The following is a 15,469-nucleotide window of genomic DNA, read 5'->3' as shown; positions in this document are numbered from 1 at the left end:
AGAGCGAACCCACCGCCGACCGCCCGGGCCGGGAGTAGCGTCGAGGGCATGACCTTCGACGTGGCGGGTGAGGCGTACGGGCGGTTCATGGGGCGCTACTCCGAGCCGCTCGGCCCGGTCTTCGCCGACTGGGCGGGCGTGCGCCGCGGGGAGCGGGTGCTCGACGTCGGCTGCGGTCCGGGTGCGCTCACGGCGGTGCTCATCGACCGCGTCGGTGTCGGCAACGTCGCGGCCGTCGACCCCTCCCCGCCGTTCGTCGAGTCGGTCCGCGGGCGCTTCCCCGACCTCGACGTCCACCTCGCCCCGGCCGAGCAGCTGCCCTACGACGACGGTCTCTTCGACCAGACGCTCGCGCAGCTCGTCGTGCACTTCATGCAGGACCCCGTCACCGGTCTCGGCGAGATGGCGCGGGTGACGACCCGCGGCGGCACCGTGGCGGCCTGCACCTGGGACCTCGCGGGCGACCGGTCGCCGCTCAGCCCGTTGTGGAGCGCCGTCCGCCGGATCGACCCGCTGGCCACTGACGAGTCCTCCCTCCCCGGCGCCCGCGAGGGGCACCTCGCGCAGCTCGCCACCGAGGCCGGGCTGCTCGACGTCGAGACGACCGAGCTCTCGGTCACCGTGACCCACCCCGACTTCGACGAGTGGTGGGAGCCCTACACGCTCGGAGTCGGACCCGCCGGCGACTACGTCGCCTCGCTCGATGCGCGCAGCCGGGACTCGCTGCGCGACGAGTGCCGACGGGGCTTCCCGGCGCAGGGACCGTTCGACGTCACCGCTGTCGCGTGGGCGGTGCGCGGCCGGGCCTAGGGTGGACGGGACAGCCCCGTCGACCCTGAGGAGAACGTCATGGCAGGAACCACCCGCACCGCCACGAACCACTGGGAGGGAGACCTCTTCAACGGCAGCGGCCAGGTCACCCTCGAGTCGTCCGGCATCGGCACCTTCGACGTCAACTGGCCCTCGCGCGCCGAGGAGGCGAACGGCAAGACGAGCCCCGAGGAGCTCATCGCCGCGGCGCACTCGTCCTGCTTCAACATGGCCTTCTCCAACGGCCTCGCCAAGGCCGGCACCCCGCCGACCACCCTCGACACGACCGCCGCGGTGACCTTCGTCCCCGGCACCGGCATCACCGGCATCGTGCTCAAGGTCGTCGGCGCCGTCGACGGCATGTCCGCCGAGGACTTCCAGGCCGCCGCCGAGGACGCCAAGGAGAACTGCCCGGTCAGCCAGGCGCTCAAGGCCGTGCCGATCACCCTCGAGGCCAGCCTCTCCGAGTGAGCCCCGCGGTCACCCGGCTCGGGCTGGCGCTGCTCAAGGGCACCCGCCACCTCGACCGGGACGAGATCGAGCTCGACGCCTCCGGCCCCGTCGGCGACCGCACCTGGTGCCTCGTCGACGGGGCCGCGGCGCGCGTCCTGCGCACCGTCGAGAACCCACGCCTGCTGTCGCTCTCGGTCCTCCCGACCGCCGGCGGCCTGCGCGTGACGACCCTCGACGGGCGCACGCTGGAGGCAACGACGCGGGACGCCGCACACGGCATACGGGCGGCCGACTACTGGGGGCGGGGCGCGCGGATCCGGGTGCAGGACACCGATCTCAACGCCTTCTTGTCCGACGAGCTCGGTCGCGACGTCGTCCTCGCGCGTGCCGAGCGCGGCGACGTCGTCTATGCCGACGCGGTCTCGGTCGTCACCGCGGGTGCCCTCCGTCGCCTTGCCGACACGCTGCGCGCGAGCGGGTATGCCGTGCCCTCACCTCTCGACGCCCGCTTCCGGGCGACGGTGACGCTCGACGCCGACGAGGACCCGGCTCCCGGGACGCAGGTGCGCCTGGGTGGCGCGGTCGTCGAGGTCACGGCGCCGCTGGACCGGTGCGCGGTCATCGACCTCGACCCCGTGACGGGCGAGCGCACCGGCTCCCGGCTGCTCGAGCACCTCCGGTCCCCGGACGGGCGGCTGCTCTTCGGGATGGGTGCACGGGTCGTCTCACCGGGCACGGTCCGGGTGGGCGACTAGCCCGCCAGCTCCCGGTTCTCGCTCACCTGCCGCGAGACCTCGAGCGCGGCCCGGCGGGCTGCTCGGCTCGCGCCGATCGTGCTGGCCGACGGGCCGTAGCCCACGAGGTGCACGCGGGGGTCACGCACCGCGGTGGTGGCACCCTGCACGTTGCCCGGCACCCGCTCGAGCGGGATGCCCCCCTGCGGACCGCGCAGTCCGAGGGGCTCGAGGTGGTCGACGGCGGAGCGGAACCCGGTCGCCCAGAGGATGACGTCTGCGGGTTCGAAGCTGCCGTCGGCCCACCGGACCCCGTCCGCCTCGAGACGCTCGAACATCGGACGCGGGTCGTCGTAGGCGCCGAGCCCGGCTGCCTCCTGCTCCTGCTCGCGCAGCATGAGGCCGGTCGCGCCGACGACGCTCGTCGGTGGCAGCCCCGCGACCACCCGCTTCTCGACCTCTGTGACGACGGCGAGCCCTGTCTCGGGCCCGAACTCGCCGGTGCGCCACAACGGCGGTCGACGCGTCACCCAGACGACGTCGGCCACGGGGGCGAGCTCCCCGATGAACTGGACCGCCGACGCCCCGGCACCGACGACGACGATGCGCCGGCCACGCAGGTGTGCGGCGCCGGGGTAGGTCGCGGTGTGGAACTGCTCGCCCTCGAAGTCGTCGGCGCCCGGGTAGGCGGGCTGGTTCGGCCGGGTCCACGTCCCCGTGGCGTTGACGAGGGTGCGGGTCAGCCACTGGCGCTCGACGCCGTCGGTGGTGCCGTGGACGACGAGCAGGTCGCCCTCGTCGCCGTGCGCACCGGCGTCGTTTTCGCGGTCGTCGCGGTCGTCGCCCGGTGTGTTCGTCACGGCCGTGACCTGCACCGGGCGCACGACGGGGACGTCCTGGCGCCGCTCGTACTCGGCGAACCACGCCGGCACCGCGACGTTGGCCCGTTCCTGCGAGCGTGCGGGTGCGGGTTCGCCCGGGAGGTCGGCGACGCCGTGGACGTCGTGCATCGTCAGCGAGTCCCAACGGTGCTGCCACGCGCCACCCGGCGCCGGGTTCGCGTCGAGGACGAGGTGGTCGACGCCGCGCTGGGTCAGGAAGTACGACGCCGCCAGACCTCCCTGGCCGGCGCCGAGCACGATCGAGTCCCAGACCTCCACGACCGTTGAACGCTCAACCGCCCCACCGTATGCCGTCTCGCCCGCATCCCGACTGATTGCCCCACGGCGAGGCGCCGGACCCTCGTCGTGGGGCAATCAGTCGGGGTGGGAGGCCCGCGGCTTGAGATACATCGACAGGCTATGTAATCTGGAGGGATGACCACGACCCAGCCCGCAGCCGTCGACGGCGATGCGCTGCTGCGCTCCGTGGCCCGGCTGCACCGCTGGGCGACCCGGCACGCCTACCTCGAGGTGCCCCCGGCCCAGATGCGGCTGCTCGCCCTCGTCGGCGACGTCGGTCCGGCCCGCATCGGCGACCTCGCCGAGGCCGACCACTCGAGCCAGCCGACGATGACCGCCCAGGTCCAGCGTGCCGAGAAGCAGGGGTGGCTCACCCGTGCCGCCGACCCCGACGACGCCCGGGCCAGCCTCATCGCCCTGTCACCGGCCGGTGAGAGCGAGCTCGCCAAGGCCCGCGCCGCCCGCAGCGCCGCGGTCGTCCCGCTCCTCGAGGGGCTGAGCGCCAAGGACGCCGCCACCCTCACTCGCGCCGTCGCGATCGTCGACCGCCTCATCCCCTAGCCCCGCCCGCGCAACCGGGCGTCACGGCATACACAGATATATAGGTATTCGATATGAAAGGCATCGTCATGACCGACACGACCGAGACCTCGATGTGGCGCCAGCCGCGCCCCGTCTGGGCGGTGGCCTTCGCCTCCGTCATCGCCTTCATGGGCATCGGGCTGGTCGACCCCATCCTCAAGCCGATCGCCGACGAGCTGGGGGCGTCGCCCTCGCAGGTGTCGCTGCTCTTCACGAGCTACATGGCCGTCATGGGCCTGGCGATGCTCATCACCGGGGTCGTGTCGAGCCGGATCGGTGCCAAGCGCACCCTGCTCACCGGGCTCGCGATCATCATCGTCGGCTCGGCCCTCGCCGGGACCCAGGACGGCGTCACCGGCATCGTCATGTTCCGCGCCGTGTGGGGGCTGGGCAACGCGCTGTTCGTGGCGACGGCGCTCGCGACGATCGTCCGCTCGGCGCGGGGGTCGACGGCGCAGGCGATCATCCTCTTCGAGGCCGCGCTCGGCGTCGGCATCGCCACCGGCCCGCTCATCGGTGGACTGCTCGGCGAGCTCTCGTGGCGCGGGCCGTTCTTCGGCGTCGCGGGGCTCATGGTCATCGCCCTCGTCCTCACGACTGTCATGCTCCCCGCGACCCCGCCGGCCCCGAAGCCGACGAGCCTCGCCGACCCGTTCCGCGCGCTCAAGCACCGCGGGCTGCTCACGGTCGCCATCACCGCCATGCTCTACAACTTCGGCTTCTTCACCCTGCTGGCCTTCACGCCGTTCCCGCTCGGGCTCGGTGCGATCCAGATCGGCCTGATCTTCTTCGGGTGGGGCCTCATGCTCGCGTTCTCGTCGGTCGTCGTCGCGCCGCGCCTGCAGCACCGCTTCGGCACCCTGCCCTCGATCTGGGCGGCCATGACCGCGTTCGCCGTCATCCTCGCGGCGATGGCGCTCTTCACGACGTCGAAGCCGGTCCTCATCGTCGGCGTCGTGCTCGCCGGCTTCGCGCTCGGCATCAACAACACCCTCATCACCGAGTCCGTGATGAAGGCGGCGCCGGTCGAGCGCGGCGTCGCGTCGGCGGCCTACAGCTTCGTCCGGTTCTCCGGCGGCGCCGTCGCGCCCTGGCTCGCCGGCAAGCTCGGCGAGGAGGTCAGCGCGCACGTGCCGTTCTGGGTCGGCTCCGGTGCCGTCGTGCTCGCCATGCTCGTCCTGTATGCCGGCCGCTCCGGTCTCGCGCACCTCGACCGTGAGGAGCCGGTTCAGGAGGAGCGGCTCGACGAGGCCATGGCGCTGTCCCTCACGGACTGACCCGAGGGAGGTTCGGGAGGGTCTGGGGAGGGTCTCGACTGGGCTGCGGGCGGGTCCGCACCTAGCAGAAACTCTGGCGTGACGTGCCAGCAACATTGACTTCCCGGTTCGGTCGAGACTGACAACCGCGCGGGAGACCGTTGGCAGGTGCTGCCAATGAGCGCCCCTCTCCGGCGCGGACAGACTGCTCCGCACACCGAGGAACCGAACCCGCCCCCAGGGAGTCGGTCCGTCCAACGAAGGACACGTCATGACCCGCTCGCGCCTCTCCCTCCCCTCCACCTCCGCGCCGCGTGGCCTGACCCGCCGCGCCGCCACCACCCTCGCCTTCGCCTCGATCTCCGCCCTCGTGCTCGCCGGCTGTGGCGGTGGCGACAGCGGCGACGCCGGCTCCGGCGGTGACGGCGGCGGCGAGAAGCAGGTCATCGCCGCGATCTTCTCCGGCCCGACCAACGACGCCGACTACAACGCCGTCGGCCTCAAGGCCCTCAAGGCCGCCGAGTCGGCCGGCGCCGAGATCTCGTTCAGCGAGAAGGTCGCCGTCCCCGACGTCGAGGCCCGCCTCACTGAGGCCGTCGGCGACGGCGCCACGGTCGTGTGGACCCACGGCTCGCAGTTCTACGACGCGACGGCCAAGGTCGCCAAGAACAACCCCGACGTGAACTTCATCGCCGAGTACGACGGCGTCCCCAAGGACCAGCCGGCCAACGTCTGGACGATCGACCGCCAGTTCCACCTCGGCTTCTACGGCATGGGCGTCTTCGCCTCCAAGCTGAGCAAGACCGGCACCGTCGGCTACGTCGGTGGTCTGTCGCTGCCGTTCTCGATGGCCGAGGTCCACGCCATGGAGCAGGCCATCAGCGACACCGGCGCGACGACGAAGATCAAGCCCGTCTGGACCGGCGACTTCAACGACGCCGCCAAGGCACAGCAGTTCTCCACCCAGCTCCTCGGCCAGGGCGCCGACGTCATCGTCGGCTCGCTCAACGTCGGCTCGACCGGCACCTTCCAGGCCTTCGAGGGACGTCCCGAGGGCGACGGCTGGGTCACCGCGAAGTACACCGACAAGGCCGCGGCCGCCGGCAAGCACTACGCGGGCAGCCTCGAGTACGACTTCGACAAGCCGCTCGCCGACGTCCTCGGCAAGATCAAGGGTGGCGAGGAGAAGGGCAACTACCTCCTCGGCTTCGACACCGGCGTGACGATCAAGGTCGCCGACGGCGTGCCCGCCGACGTCAAGGCCGCCGTCGACAAGGCGATGGAGGACGTCAAGTCCGGCGCCGTCAAGGTCAAGCTCGACACCGCGAAGATCGGCTGACCCTTGCTCCAGATGTCCGGCATTCGCAAGACGTTCGGGCCGGTCGTGGCTCTCGACGGCGTCGACTTCACCGTCGCCGACCGCGAGATCCACGGCCTGCTCGGAGGCAACGGCGCAGGCAAGACGACGTTGATGAACGTCCTCTACGGCCTCTACGCGCCCGACGCCGGGACGGTGGAGGTCGACGGCAGGGCCGTCGACATCTCCTCCCCGAAGGACGCGATCGCCGCGGGCATCGGCATGGTCCACCAGAACTTCCTCCAGGTGGACGTCTTCACCGTCGCCGAGAACATCGTCCTCGGCACCGACTCCTCCGGCCTCACCGCCGCCGACGGCTCACCCCAGACCGCCACCCAGCGGATCACCGAGCTGTCCGAGCGGTTCGGCCTGTCCGTCGACCCGTCCGCACGGGTCGCCGACCTCCCGGTGGGTGTCCGCCAGCGGGTCGAGATCCTCAAGGCGCTCTACCGCGGGGCCAAGATCCTCGTCCTCGACGAGCCGACGACGAACCTCACCCCGCAGGAGGTCGACGACCTGTTCTCGTCGATGCGCGCCATCGTCGACGACGGCATGTCGGTCGTCCTCATCACCCACAAGATCCGCGAGACCATGGAGGTCTGCGACCGGATGACGGTGATGCGGGACGGCCGCTGGATCGCCACCGTCGACAAGGCCGACACCACCGCCGACGACCTCGCCTCGACCATGATCGGCGAGGTCGCGGGCAGTGACGCCGACGCCGCCGCGCTCGCCCAGGCGGCGCAGGTGGCGCTCGGCGAGGAAGACCTCGGGGAGGCCTCCCTGACGCACGCCCTCCCTGCGGCGTCGGAGGCCGAGCCGCGAGGTGGCGTCGCGGACCCGGTGGCCCAACCCCCTGCCAGGGTCACCGTCCGCGGCCTCACCGTCGCCGGACCGGGCGGCAAGCCGCTCGTCGACGACGTCACGCTCGACCTGCGTCCCGGCGAGATCCTCGGCATCGCCGGGGTCGCCGGCAACGGCCAGGGCGAGCTCGCCGAGGCACTCACCGGCACCCGCACCGCGACGGGGTCGCTCACCGTCGACGGTGTCGAGCTCGTCGGCCGGCCGACCGCGACCTGGCTGGGCAGCGGGGTCGTCTACGTCCCCGAGGACCGGCAGCGGGACGGCATACTCCCCGGAGCCGGGATCACCGAGAACCTCGTCCTCGGATCGCACCGCACGCGCGCGAAGGCCGGGATGATCAACTGGCGCGCCGCGCGCGCCCAGGCCGTCGAGGCCATCAAGGAGTTCAGCGTCAAGACGCCGAGCGCCGCGACCGCGTGCGGCCAGCTCTCCGGCGGCAACATCCAGCGCGTCATCCTCGCGCGGGCCTTCGCGCACCACCCCAAGCTGCTCCTTCTGCACAACCCGACGCGCGGTCTCGACATCCGCTCGACCCAGTTCGTCTACGACCGGGTGCGCGGCGCCGCGGCCGAGGGCTGCGTCGTCATCGTCATCTCCGAGGACCTCGACGAGGTGCTCGCGCTCGCCGACCGCGTCACGGTCGCCTACTCGGGCCGTCTCGTGGGCGAGTTCCCGCGCGGCGAGGCCAATCCCTACGACCTCGGTCGACTCATGACAGGAGTCGGCGCATGAGCATCGACACCCAGGCGCCCGAGGTCACGGACGACGTCGCCGCCGCCCCGCCGCTCGCGCAGCGCGCGCGTTCGCTCGCCTTCGCAGCCATCCCGTATGCCGTGGCCGTCCTGGCCGCGTTCGTCGTCGTCGCCGTCCTCATCGCCGCCCTCGGGCACGACCCGGTGGCCGCGTTCCGGGCGGTCCTCACGAACTCGTTCCGCAACCAGACGGGCATGGTCCAGACGCTGCACAAGTGGGCGCCGCTCACGCTGCTCGCGCTGGCGTTCGCCATCCCGCTCGGTGCAGGCCGGTTCAACATCGGTGGTGAGGGCCAGATGATCCTCGGCACCGTCGGCGCCGCCGCCGTCGGCATCACGATGTCGGACCTGCCGATGGTCGTCCTGCTGCCGCTCGTCCTCATCGTCGGCACCCTCGCCGGTGCAGTGTGGTCGGCGATCTCGGCCTGGCTCATGGAGTCGTTCAAGGTCAACGAGATCCTCTCGACGGTGCTGCTCAACTTCGTGTCGTTCGAGGTCCTCGACTACGTCGCGTCGGTCGTCTGGTCCGACCCCGGTGCCGGTGGCGCGGTGACCCTGCCCATCGGTGAGGGTGCGGTCCTGCCCGGCATCGGCCGCCCGCCGATGCACACGGGTGTCCTGCTCGTCCTGCTCGTCTCGGTCGTCGCCGCCGTCATGGCCAAGCGGTCGGTCGCCGGGTTCGAGCTGCGCGCCGTCGGCCTCAACGAGCGGGCCTCGAAGCTCCACGGCATCCGCACCGGTCGTGTGGCCGTGACCTCGATGCTCGTCGCCGGTGCGCTGGCCGGCCTTGCCGGAGCCATCGAGGTGGCCGGTGTCCACCAGCGCACGCTCGAGGGCATCCAGTCCAACTTCCTGCTGCTCGGCATCATCATCGGGCTCATCGCCCGGGGCTCGCTCACGGCCGTCCCGTTCGTCGCGTTCGGGATCGCCGTGCTCGAGGTCGGTGCCGGCTCGATGCAGCGCGTGTCCGGTGCGCCCTCCGAGATCGTCCTCATCCTCGAGGGATTGATCCTGCTCTTCCTGCTCATGTCCGACGTCGCGACCGAACGGTGGCGGCGAGCTCGAGCCTCACGGGCGGCCCGCGCCGCCCTGCTCACGAAGGGAGCGGCGGCATGAGTGAGTTCCTCACCCTGACCATCACCGCGATGGTGCCGTTCCTGTTCGTCGCCCAAGGCACGATGCTCAGCGGTCGAGCCGGGATCTTCAACGTTGCACAGGAGGGGCTCATGCTCCTCGGTGCCGCGGTCGGCTACATCATCTCGCTCAAGGCCGGCGGCAACGTCGTGGGCCTCATCGCCGCGGCGCTCGCCGGTGCCCTCGTCGGATTCGTCCTCTCGTGGGCGACGACCTCGCTGCGGCTCGACCAGTTCGTCGTCGGTCTGGCGCTGTTCTTCCTCGCCGGTGGCGCCGCGTCGCTCCTCTACCGCGTCGTCATCGGCAACGACGAGCCGCCGCGCATCGCTCCGCTCCCCGAGCTGATCCTCGGCCAGGACGCCATGGTGTTCGTCGCGCTCGCGCTGTCGGGCTTCCTGTGGTGGTGGCTCTACCGCACCGACGCCGGTATGCGGCTGCGCTCCGTCGGTGAGAACCCCAAGGCCGCCGACTCGCTCGGCATCAACGTCGCCCGCACCCGCATGTGGGCCGGCACGGTCGGCGCGGCACTCATGGCGATCGGTGGCGCCTACCTGCCGATGGTCTTCTCGGGTGTGTATGCCGACGGGATCGTCGCGGGTCGAGGCTGGCTCGCGATCGCGCTGGCGTTCTTCGGTGGCTGGCGGCCGCAGTACATCCTCGCCGGGTCGGCGTTCTTCGCGGCGATGGAGGTGCTCGCCCAGCGCGCCCAGGTCTCGGGCATCGGCATCCCGCACCAGTTCGTCTCGATGCTCCCGTATGCCGCGACGCTCCTCGTCATGGTCTTCGCCCTGCGCTGGGCGCTCGTGCCCCAGTTCCTCGGCAAGAACTACGACCGCGAGTCCCGCATCGTCGGCTGACCCCGTCACCCGCCACGGATCCGCGAGAGCCTTCAGGCCTCGCGGATCCGTCGTCTCGCCGGGTTCCCCCGTTCGCCGGACAGCTCACGACCCGCGCCCCTAGGCTGTGCCGGCTGAGTGCGTCCTCACGCACCGTCCACCATGCTCGTCGCCGTCCCCGGGGGTCCCTCGCCATGCGCCGTCTCACCCTGTCCGCCGCCGCTGCCACCGCGGCGCTCGCCGTCGTCCTGCCCGTCGCCGGTCCCGCCGGCGCGGCGACCCCGCCGCTGAAGTTCGGCACGTTCCGGGCCGATCCGGCCGGCAACGACCTGCCCATGTCGACCGCCAAGCTCAACGCCGAGTTCATCGTCGTCACCAACACGACGTCGCGCGCCATCGTGCTCACGGGCTACAAGGTCTACGACGCGGGCCGCAAGCACACCTACGCCTTCCCCAAGGGCTACACCCTCGGTGCCCGCAAGTCGGTCACCCTGCGCACCGGCTCAGGCCGCACCACGGCGACCAACGCCTACTGGGGCAAGACCAACACCTACGTCTGGAACAACACCGGCGACGCGGCCACCCTGATCAACGCCCGGGGCGCGAAGGTCCACGCCTGCACCTACAAGCCGGTCTCGTCGGGCACCAAGGCCTGCTGACGCCCATGAGCAAGCGGGTCCTCGGCATCACGCTCGCGTGCCTCGCGGCGTTCGTCGCACTCGTCGTCGGGGCGACCACGGTCGCGGCCGTGGTCTTCGGGGCCGGGGCCAGGAGTGAGTCGACCCTGGAGCTCACGCCCGAGGCGACCGCCAACCCGGTCGCCGGGGGTGCGTCTGGCGCGCCGACCGAGGGCGAGGCCCCCTCCGCCTCTCCGACGACCGCGGCACCCGCGACGGCGCGGCCGCTCCCCTCCGCCACCCCGGTGCCCACGCGGGCCGCGGTGCCGGTCCCCGTGGCCACGCCCGCGCCACCTCGCCCCACGACCACGCCACGCCGCACGGCCGCGGCGCTCCTGCCCGTCGTCGGAGTCACCGACGGCGACACGATCAAGGTCCGCGTCGGCGGCGTCACCGAGCGCGTCCGGGTCATCGGCATCGACACCCCCGAGCTCAGGGGTGACGAGTGCTGGGCGCAGAAGGCCTCGAGCAAGATGCAGAGCCTGGTCCAGAGCCGGTCGGTCCGGCTCGTCGCCGACCCCACCCAGGCCGACCGCGACGGCTACGGCCGGCTGCTCCGCCACGTCGTCACGCAGGACGGACGGCTCGCCGCCCAGGTCCTCATCGAGGGCGGCTTCGGCAAGGAGTACACCTACGACGCGGCCTACGAGCACCGCAGTGCCTACCTCGCCGCACAGAAGCGCGCGAAGGCCAAGAGGCTTGGTGTCTGGAGCGCCGCCTGCGCCGCCCCGGTCCTCGCCGCCAGGCCCCCGGCGGGCTCGACGGGGACCGCGGCGCCGGTCAAGCCTTCCGGGACGTGTGTCATCAAGGGCAACATCTCGTCCAAGGGCGAGAAGATCTACCACGTCCCCGGCGGCGGCAGCTACGACGTCACCGTCATCACGCCCAGCAAGGGCGAGCGCTGGTTCTGCACCGAGCAGGAGGCCGTGGCCGCCGGCTGGCGCAGGGCGCGCAACTAGCGCGACGCCTGCAACGAGCCCAGCACCAGGGATCCCAGCGACCCCAGCGGCGTCCGGCCTAGAGGCTCAGGGCGGCATCGGTGAGCTGGTCCGCGGCCTCGGCGAAGAGGTCCTGCAGCTCACCCTCGGGATAGCTCGCGGCGAGCTCCGCCGCGGCGAGCGCTCCCCCGAGGAGCTCCGAGGGCTGCACGTGGTCGTGCGGGTCCGGGTACGGCGCGGGCTGCGGCGGCCGCGGCCAGTGGCGCGGCCACCCGGTGCCGCACCAGTCCTCGATGTCGGCGAGGAAGGTCTCACGCGCGTCGGCGTCGCGACCTCCGATGACGATGATGCCGCGAGCCATGACCTGCAGGAGCAGGCGTCCGGCCTCGATCGGTGGCAGCGGTTGCGGGTTGAGCGCGACGAGGTCGCCGCGGTGGCGCAGGCCCTGGGGCCCACCCCCGACGAGCTCCCAGATCCCGTCGTCGACGTGGGCGAGGAACTCGAGTCGGTCGCTGTGCGGCGAGGTGATCCTCGCGTGGGCGAGGGCCTTGATGAGTTCGGATGCGCTCGGCATGGGAGGTCCTTCCCCCGGATCCTGACGATCCCCAGCGGCCCGTCACGGGTAAGGAGGGGTCACCCGCTGTGCCAGATACATGCCAGACCAGAGACATGCCGTGCCAGACATCTGCCGTGCCGGAGGTGCGCCGCCGACGACGGGGACTGGTCAGGCGAGCGCGGGCACCCGGCGGCACACGGCATACGTCACGAGGGAGGCGATCGCGGTTGCGACGGTGCCCCACGCGAGGTCGACGGCGACGATCGACGCCGGGAACCCCTCGATGACCGCGAGGTTGGTGAGGTCCCAGGTCGCGTAGGCGACGAATCCCAGCAGGGCCCCGCTCATGAGCGCCCTGCGCCCGGACTCCTCGGCGAGCGCCGGGCCGGTGACGAAGTAGGTGATGCCGACGACGTAGATGACGTAGAACGCCGCGGCCGCAGCGGCGTTCGGCTTCGCCGCGAGCAGGTCACCGAGTGCCTCGTCGTAGAGCGGGCGCCCGATGACGCCGAGCCACAGCCCGTCGAGGACCCCGAACACCGCTGCGGCGACGGCGAACCGACCGAGCGCGCGCCCCATCAGTCGCGCGTCGGCAGGTGCTCGTCGAGCCAGGCCAGGACGTCGGCGGTCACCTCGTCGCGGTTGGTCTCGTTGAGCATCTCGTGGCGACCGTCCGGATAGATCGTCAGCGTCACGTCGGCCACGCCCGCGGAGCGGTAGCCCTCGGCCACCGAGCGTGGGCCCTTCCCGTCCTCACCCACGGGGTCGCGCTCGCCCGAGAACACGAGCACGGGCAGGTCGCGGGGGACGGCGGCATACGCGCTCGTGCGGTTGATCTCCTGGAGCCCGCCGAGCAGGTCGGAGAAGAACGTCGTCGTGAAGGTGTTGCCGCACAATGGGTCTGCGACGTAGGCATCGACCTCGGCGTCGTCGCGCGAGAGCCAGTCGAAGTCGGTCCGGTTGGGCTTGAACTTCGCGTTGTAGGCACCGAACGTCAGCTTGTCCATGAGCCCCGATGGGTGGCGGCGGCCACGCAGGCGGCCTTGGATCGTGGCCACGGTGCGGCCCGCGACGGCGATCGGGCCGGGGTCGCCGGCCGTGCCGGAGAGGACGAGACCCGCGAGGCGCGCGCCGTGCAGGGCGGCGTACGACCGGCTGACGAACGAACCCATGCTGTGGCCGAAGAGCACGACCGGGACGCCGGGGTTCTCGGCCTGGGCGTACTCGGTCACGCTGCTCACGTCACCGACGACCGTCGACCAGCCGTCGTGCTCGGCGAAGAACCCGTGGTCGGCCCTGCTCGCCGTCTCGCCGTGCCCGCGCTGGTCGTGCGCGTACACCGCGTAGCCGGCGCCGGTGAGCGCCTCCGCGAACCGCTCGTAGCGCTTCGCGTGCTCGGCCATGCCGTGGACGACCTGCACGATCGCGCGCGGCGGACCGTCCGGGAGCCAGCGGTAGGTGTGCAGTGGCGTGCCGTCGGCTGCGCTGACGGCGAGGGTGCTCGACTCCATTGACGGCTCCTGTGAAGGGGGTGGCTCGCGGCTGCCGACGCTACCGGGTGCGTGGCGCGGCGGTCCCGCGGTGTGGCCGGGTTCTCCCCCTCCGGTATGCCGTCCGCCCCCGCACGCGGTCCTGGGCAGTTCGCGACTTGTCCCGGACACGACCGTGCCCCGCCGCACGAGGCGACGGGGCACAGGCGGTGCGAGGTCGGGTCAGCCGCGGTAGCCGCGCGACTGCGACGAGAAGGCCGCGGCGCCGCCGCCGGTGCTGCGACGGGGGGTGCCCCCGCCCTGGCCACCGGAGCGACGGGGGCCGCCGCTGCGCTGGCCGCCGGACTGCTGGCCACGGGCCTGGCCGCCGCCGCTGGAGCGCTGGCCGCCGCCCGCGGACGGGGCGCCGGAGCGCTGCCCGCCACCGGAGCGCTGGCCACCGCCGGAGCGCTGGCCACCGCCGGAGCGCTGGCCACCGCCGGCACCGCCACCGGTGCGACGACCGCCGCCACCGGAGCGCTGGCCACCACCCTGCGAGGCCGCACCCGGGACGACGAACGCGCCGGGGAAGGTGCGCTCACCGGGGGCGAGCTCGCTGAGGAGGGGGTGCGCCTTGTTGACCTTGGTCGTGGTCGGCTTGATGCCGGCCTTGCGGGTGAGGTCGCGGACGTCGCGGATCTGGTCGTCCATCATGAGCGTGACGACGGTGCCCGAGTTGCCGGCGCGGGCGGTGCGGCCCGAGCGGTGCAGGTAGGCCTTGTGCTCGACCGGCGGGTCGGCGTGGATGACGAGGCTGACGTCGTCGACGTGGATGCCGCGGGCCGCGATGTCGGTGGCGACGAGGGTGTGCGCCGTGCCGGCGTGGAACGCGTCCATGGTGCGGGTGCGCGCGTTCTGGCTGAGGTTGCCGTGCAGCTCGACCGCGGGGATGCCCTCGGCGTTGAGCTGGCGGGCCAGCTTCTTGGCGCGGTGCTTGGTGCGGGTGAAGACGACCTTGCGACCGGGGGCGGCCGTGAGGTCGACGAGCACGGGCAGGTGGGCGTCGGCGGTGACGTGGAGGACGTGGTGGCTCATCGTCGAGACCGGCGACTGGGCCGAGTCGGCCTCGTGCGTCATCGGCGAGGTGAGGTAGCGCTTGACGAGCGTGTTGATCGCACCGTCGAGCGTCGCCGAGAAGAGCATGCGCTGGCCGTCCCGGGGGGTGCGGTCGAGGATGCGCTTGACGACGGGCAGGAAGCCGAGGTCGGCCATGTGGTCGGCCTCGTCCAGCACGGTGATCTCGACCGAGTCGAGGTTGACGTGACCCTGGCCGATGAGGTCCTCGAGCCGGCCCGGGCAGGCGACGACGACGTCGACGCCCTTGGCGATGGCCTGGACCTGGGGGTTCTGGCCGACGCCGCCGAAGACCGTCTTGGACGTGAGCCCGAGCGGCTTGGCCAGCGGGGTCAGCGCGTCGTCGATCTGGGTGGCCAGCTCGCGGGTCGGGGCCAGGATGAGCGCACGCGGACGCTTCGGCTGGCGACGGCGGCCGTCGGTCGCGAGGCGGGCGAGCACCGGGAGGAGGAACGCGTAGGTCTTGCCGGAGCCGGTGCGACCACGTCCGAGGACGTCGCGGCCGGCGAGGCTGTCGGGAAGGGTCGCGGCCTGGATCGGCGTCGGCGACGTGATGTCGCGGTCGGCGAGGACGCGCACGAGGGACTCGGGGACGCCGAGGGCGGCGAAGCCGGAGGTGGTGCGAGTGGACAGGGTGGTGTCAGTGGACACGAAGGGATACTCCAGAGAGTTCTGATGCAGTCGGTTCTGCCCGGCGCGTATCCGAGTCGCGACGCAGCGATCAACATCGGTGTTG

At 72.0% G+C, this 15,469-nt stretch carries 16 protein-coding genes; 11 read left to right on the top strand and 5 right to left on the bottom strand.

Annotated elements, in window-relative coordinates; all coding sequences use genetic code 11:
• Positions 1-48: 48 nt before the first annotated feature.
• From ACSQ11_RS04855 to ACSQ11_RS04845, 3 genes are read left to right on the top strand one after another with little or no spacing between them, the layout of a single operon-like run.
• Positions 49-810, top strand: coding sequence for a class I SAM-dependent methyltransferase (locus ACSQ11_RS04855; protein ID WP_436003593.1), 762 nt, complete (start codon positions 49-51; stop codon positions 808-810).
• Between the two features lie 39 nt (positions 811-849).
• Positions 850-1,281 (top strand): OsmC family protein, encoded by a 432-nt coding sequence (locus ACSQ11_RS04850; protein ID WP_436003591.1) that lies wholly within the window; start codon positions 850-852, stop codon positions 1,279-1,281.
• Positions 1,278-2,018 carry an MOSC domain-containing protein gene (locus ACSQ11_RS04845; protein ID WP_436003589.1) on the top strand — a complete coding sequence of 247 codons (741 nt, stop codon included), beginning with the start codon at positions 1,278-1,280 and terminating at the stop codon, positions 2,016-2,018. Before ACSQ11_RS04850 ends, ACSQ11_RS04845 begins: the two co-directional genes overlap by 4 nt.
• On the opposite strand, the gene ACSQ11_RS04840 is transcribed toward ACSQ11_RS04845, so the two are convergent.
• On the bottom strand, positions 2,015-3,157 hold the full coding sequence (locus tag ACSQ11_RS04840; protein ID WP_436003587.1) for an FAD-dependent oxidoreductase: 1,143 nt from the start codon (positions 3,155-3,157) through the stop codon (positions 2,015-2,017). The genes ACSQ11_RS04845 and ACSQ11_RS04840 overlap by 4 nt on opposite strands.
• Positions 3,158-3,313: 156 nt before the next feature.
• Between ACSQ11_RS04840 and ACSQ11_RS04835 the strand changes: the two genes are divergently transcribed.
• From ACSQ11_RS04835 to ACSQ11_RS04800, 8 genes are all read left to right on the top strand, one after another.
• Entirely contained in the window at positions 3,314-3,739 is a 426-nt protein-coding gene (locus tag ACSQ11_RS04835; protein WP_436003585.1) for a MarR family winged helix-turn-helix transcriptional regulator, read from the top strand.
• A 68-nt stretch (positions 3,740-3,807) separates the two neighbouring features.
• The gene (locus ACSQ11_RS04830) at positions 3,808-5,037 is read left to right on the top strand and encodes an MFS transporter (protein ID WP_436003583.1); all 1,230 of its coding nucleotides are present in this window, start codon (positions 3,808-3,810) and stop codon (positions 5,035-5,037) included.
• Between the two features lie 250 nt (positions 5,038-5,287).
• Positions 5,288-6,355, top strand: a complete 1,068-nt coding sequence (locus ACSQ11_RS04825; protein ID WP_436003581.1) for a BMP family ABC transporter substrate-binding protein — start codon at positions 5,288-5,290, stop codon at positions 6,353-6,355.
• A 12-nt stretch (positions 6,356-6,367) separates the two neighbouring features.
• Positions 6,368-7,969: an ABC transporter ATP-binding protein gene (locus tag ACSQ11_RS04820; RefSeq protein ID WP_436003579.1), complete on the top strand. Its 1,602-nt coding sequence runs from the start codon at positions 6,368-6,370 to the stop codon at positions 7,967-7,969.
• Positions 7,966-9,105, top strand: coding sequence for an ABC transporter permease (locus ACSQ11_RS04815; protein ID WP_436003576.1), 1,140 nt, complete (start codon positions 7,966-7,968; stop codon positions 9,103-9,105). Before ACSQ11_RS04820 ends, ACSQ11_RS04815 begins: the two co-directional genes overlap by 4 nt.
• Positions 9,102-9,980 carry an ABC transporter permease gene (locus ACSQ11_RS04810; protein ID WP_436003574.1) on the top strand — a complete coding sequence of 293 codons (879 nt, stop codon included), beginning with the start codon at positions 9,102-9,104 and terminating at the stop codon, positions 9,978-9,980. The genes ACSQ11_RS04815 and ACSQ11_RS04810 overlap by 4 nt, the downstream gene beginning before the upstream one ends.
• Before the next feature lie 173 nt (positions 9,981-10,153).
• Complete coding sequence (locus tag ACSQ11_RS04805; protein WP_436003572.1) at positions 10,154-10,618, top strand: lamin tail domain-containing protein; 465 nt, start codon at positions 10,154-10,156, stop codon at positions 10,616-10,618.
• 5 nt (positions 10,619-10,623) lie between these two features.
• Complete coding sequence (locus ACSQ11_RS04800; RefSeq protein ID WP_436003570.1) at positions 10,624-11,595, top strand: thermonuclease family protein; 972 nt, start codon at positions 10,624-10,626, stop codon at positions 11,593-11,595.
• 58 nt (positions 11,596-11,653) lie between these two features.
• Here the strand turns inward: ACSQ11_RS04800 and ACSQ11_RS04795 are convergent, their stop codons facing one another.
• The 4 genes from ACSQ11_RS04795 to ACSQ11_RS04780 all read right to left on the bottom strand — a co-directional run bounded on the left by ACSQ11_RS04795 (position 11,654) and on the right by ACSQ11_RS04780 (position 15,384).
• Positions 11,654-12,148: a hypothetical protein gene (locus tag ACSQ11_RS04795; RefSeq protein WP_436003568.1), complete on the bottom strand. Its 495-nt coding sequence runs from the start codon at positions 12,146-12,148 to the stop codon at positions 11,654-11,656.
• 150 nt (positions 12,149-12,298) lie between these two features.
• A complete protein-coding gene (locus ACSQ11_RS04790) occupies positions 12,299-12,709 on the bottom strand; it encodes a DUF2177 family protein (protein WP_436003566.1) in 411 nt (136 codons plus the stop codon).
• Positions 12,709-13,641 carry a lysophospholipase gene (locus ACSQ11_RS04785; RefSeq protein ID WP_436003564.1) on the bottom strand — a complete coding sequence of 311 codons (933 nt, stop codon included), beginning with the start codon at positions 13,639-13,641 and terminating at the stop codon, positions 12,709-12,711. Before ACSQ11_RS04785 ends, ACSQ11_RS04790 begins: the two co-directional genes overlap by 1 nt.
• Before the next feature lie 201 nt (positions 13,642-13,842).
• Positions 13,843-15,384: a DEAD/DEAH box helicase gene (locus ACSQ11_RS04780; protein ID WP_436003562.1), complete on the bottom strand. Its 1,542-nt coding sequence runs from the start codon at positions 15,382-15,384 to the stop codon at positions 13,843-13,845.
• Positions 15,385-15,469: the final 85 nt, after the last annotated feature.

Origin of the sequence: Knoellia sp. LjRoot47, assembly GCF_964253435.1 — a bacterium.
Taxonomy (GTDB): domain Bacteria; phylum Actinomycetota; class Actinomycetes; order Actinomycetales; family Dermatophilaceae; genus Knoellia.
Note: the sequence above shows the minus strand (reverse complement) of the source record. Positions and strands in the feature narration are given on the sequence as shown.

Bases quoted from the DNA above. Each gene is read 5' to 3' on its own strand.
- ACSQ11_RS04855 (WP_436003593.1), top strand. From the start codon at position 49: ATGACCTTCGACGTGGCGGGTGAGGCGTACGGGCGGTTCATGGGGCGC.
- ACSQ11_RS04850 (WP_436003591.1), top strand. From the start codon at position 850: ATGGCAGGAACCACCCGCACCGCCACGAACCACTGGGAGGGAGACCTC.
- ACSQ11_RS04835 (WP_436003585.1), top strand. From the start codon at position 3,314: ATGACCACGACCCAGCCCGCAGCCGTCGACGGCGATGCGCTGCTGCGC.
- ACSQ11_RS04830 (WP_436003583.1), top strand. From the start codon at position 3,808: ATGACCGACACGACCGAGACCTCGATGTGGCGCCAGCCGCGCCCCGTC.
- ACSQ11_RS04825 (WP_436003581.1), top strand. From the start codon at position 5,288: ATGACCCGCTCGCGCCTCTCCCTCCCCTCCACCTCCGCGCCGCGTGGC.
- ACSQ11_RS04820 (WP_436003579.1), top strand. From the start codon at position 6,368: ATGTCCGGCATTCGCAAGACGTTCGGGCCGGTCGTGGCTCTCGACGGC.
- ACSQ11_RS04815 (WP_436003576.1), top strand. From the start codon at position 7,966: ATGAGCATCGACACCCAGGCGCCCGAGGTCACGGACGACGTCGCCGCC.
- ACSQ11_RS04810 (WP_436003574.1), top strand. From the start codon at position 9,102: ATGAGTGAGTTCCTCACCCTGACCATCACCGCGATGGTGCCGTTCCTG.
- ACSQ11_RS04805 (WP_436003572.1), top strand. From the start codon at position 10,154: ATGCGCCGTCTCACCCTGTCCGCCGCCGCTGCCACCGCGGCGCTCGCC.
- ACSQ11_RS04800 (WP_436003570.1), top strand. From the start codon at position 10,624: ATGAGCAAGCGGGTCCTCGGCATCACGCTCGCGTGCCTCGCGGCGTTC.
- ACSQ11_RS04795 (WP_436003568.1), bottom strand. From the start codon at position 12,148: ATGCCGAGCGCATCCGAACTCATCAAGGCCCTCGCCCACGCGAGGATC.
- ACSQ11_RS04790 (WP_436003566.1), bottom strand. From the start codon at position 12,709: ATGGGGCGCGCGCTCGGTCGGTTCGCCGTCGCCGCAGCGGTGTTCGGG.
- ACSQ11_RS04785 (WP_436003564.1), bottom strand. From the start codon at position 13,641: ATGGAGTCGAGCACCCTCGCCGTCAGCGCAGCCGACGGCACGCCACTG.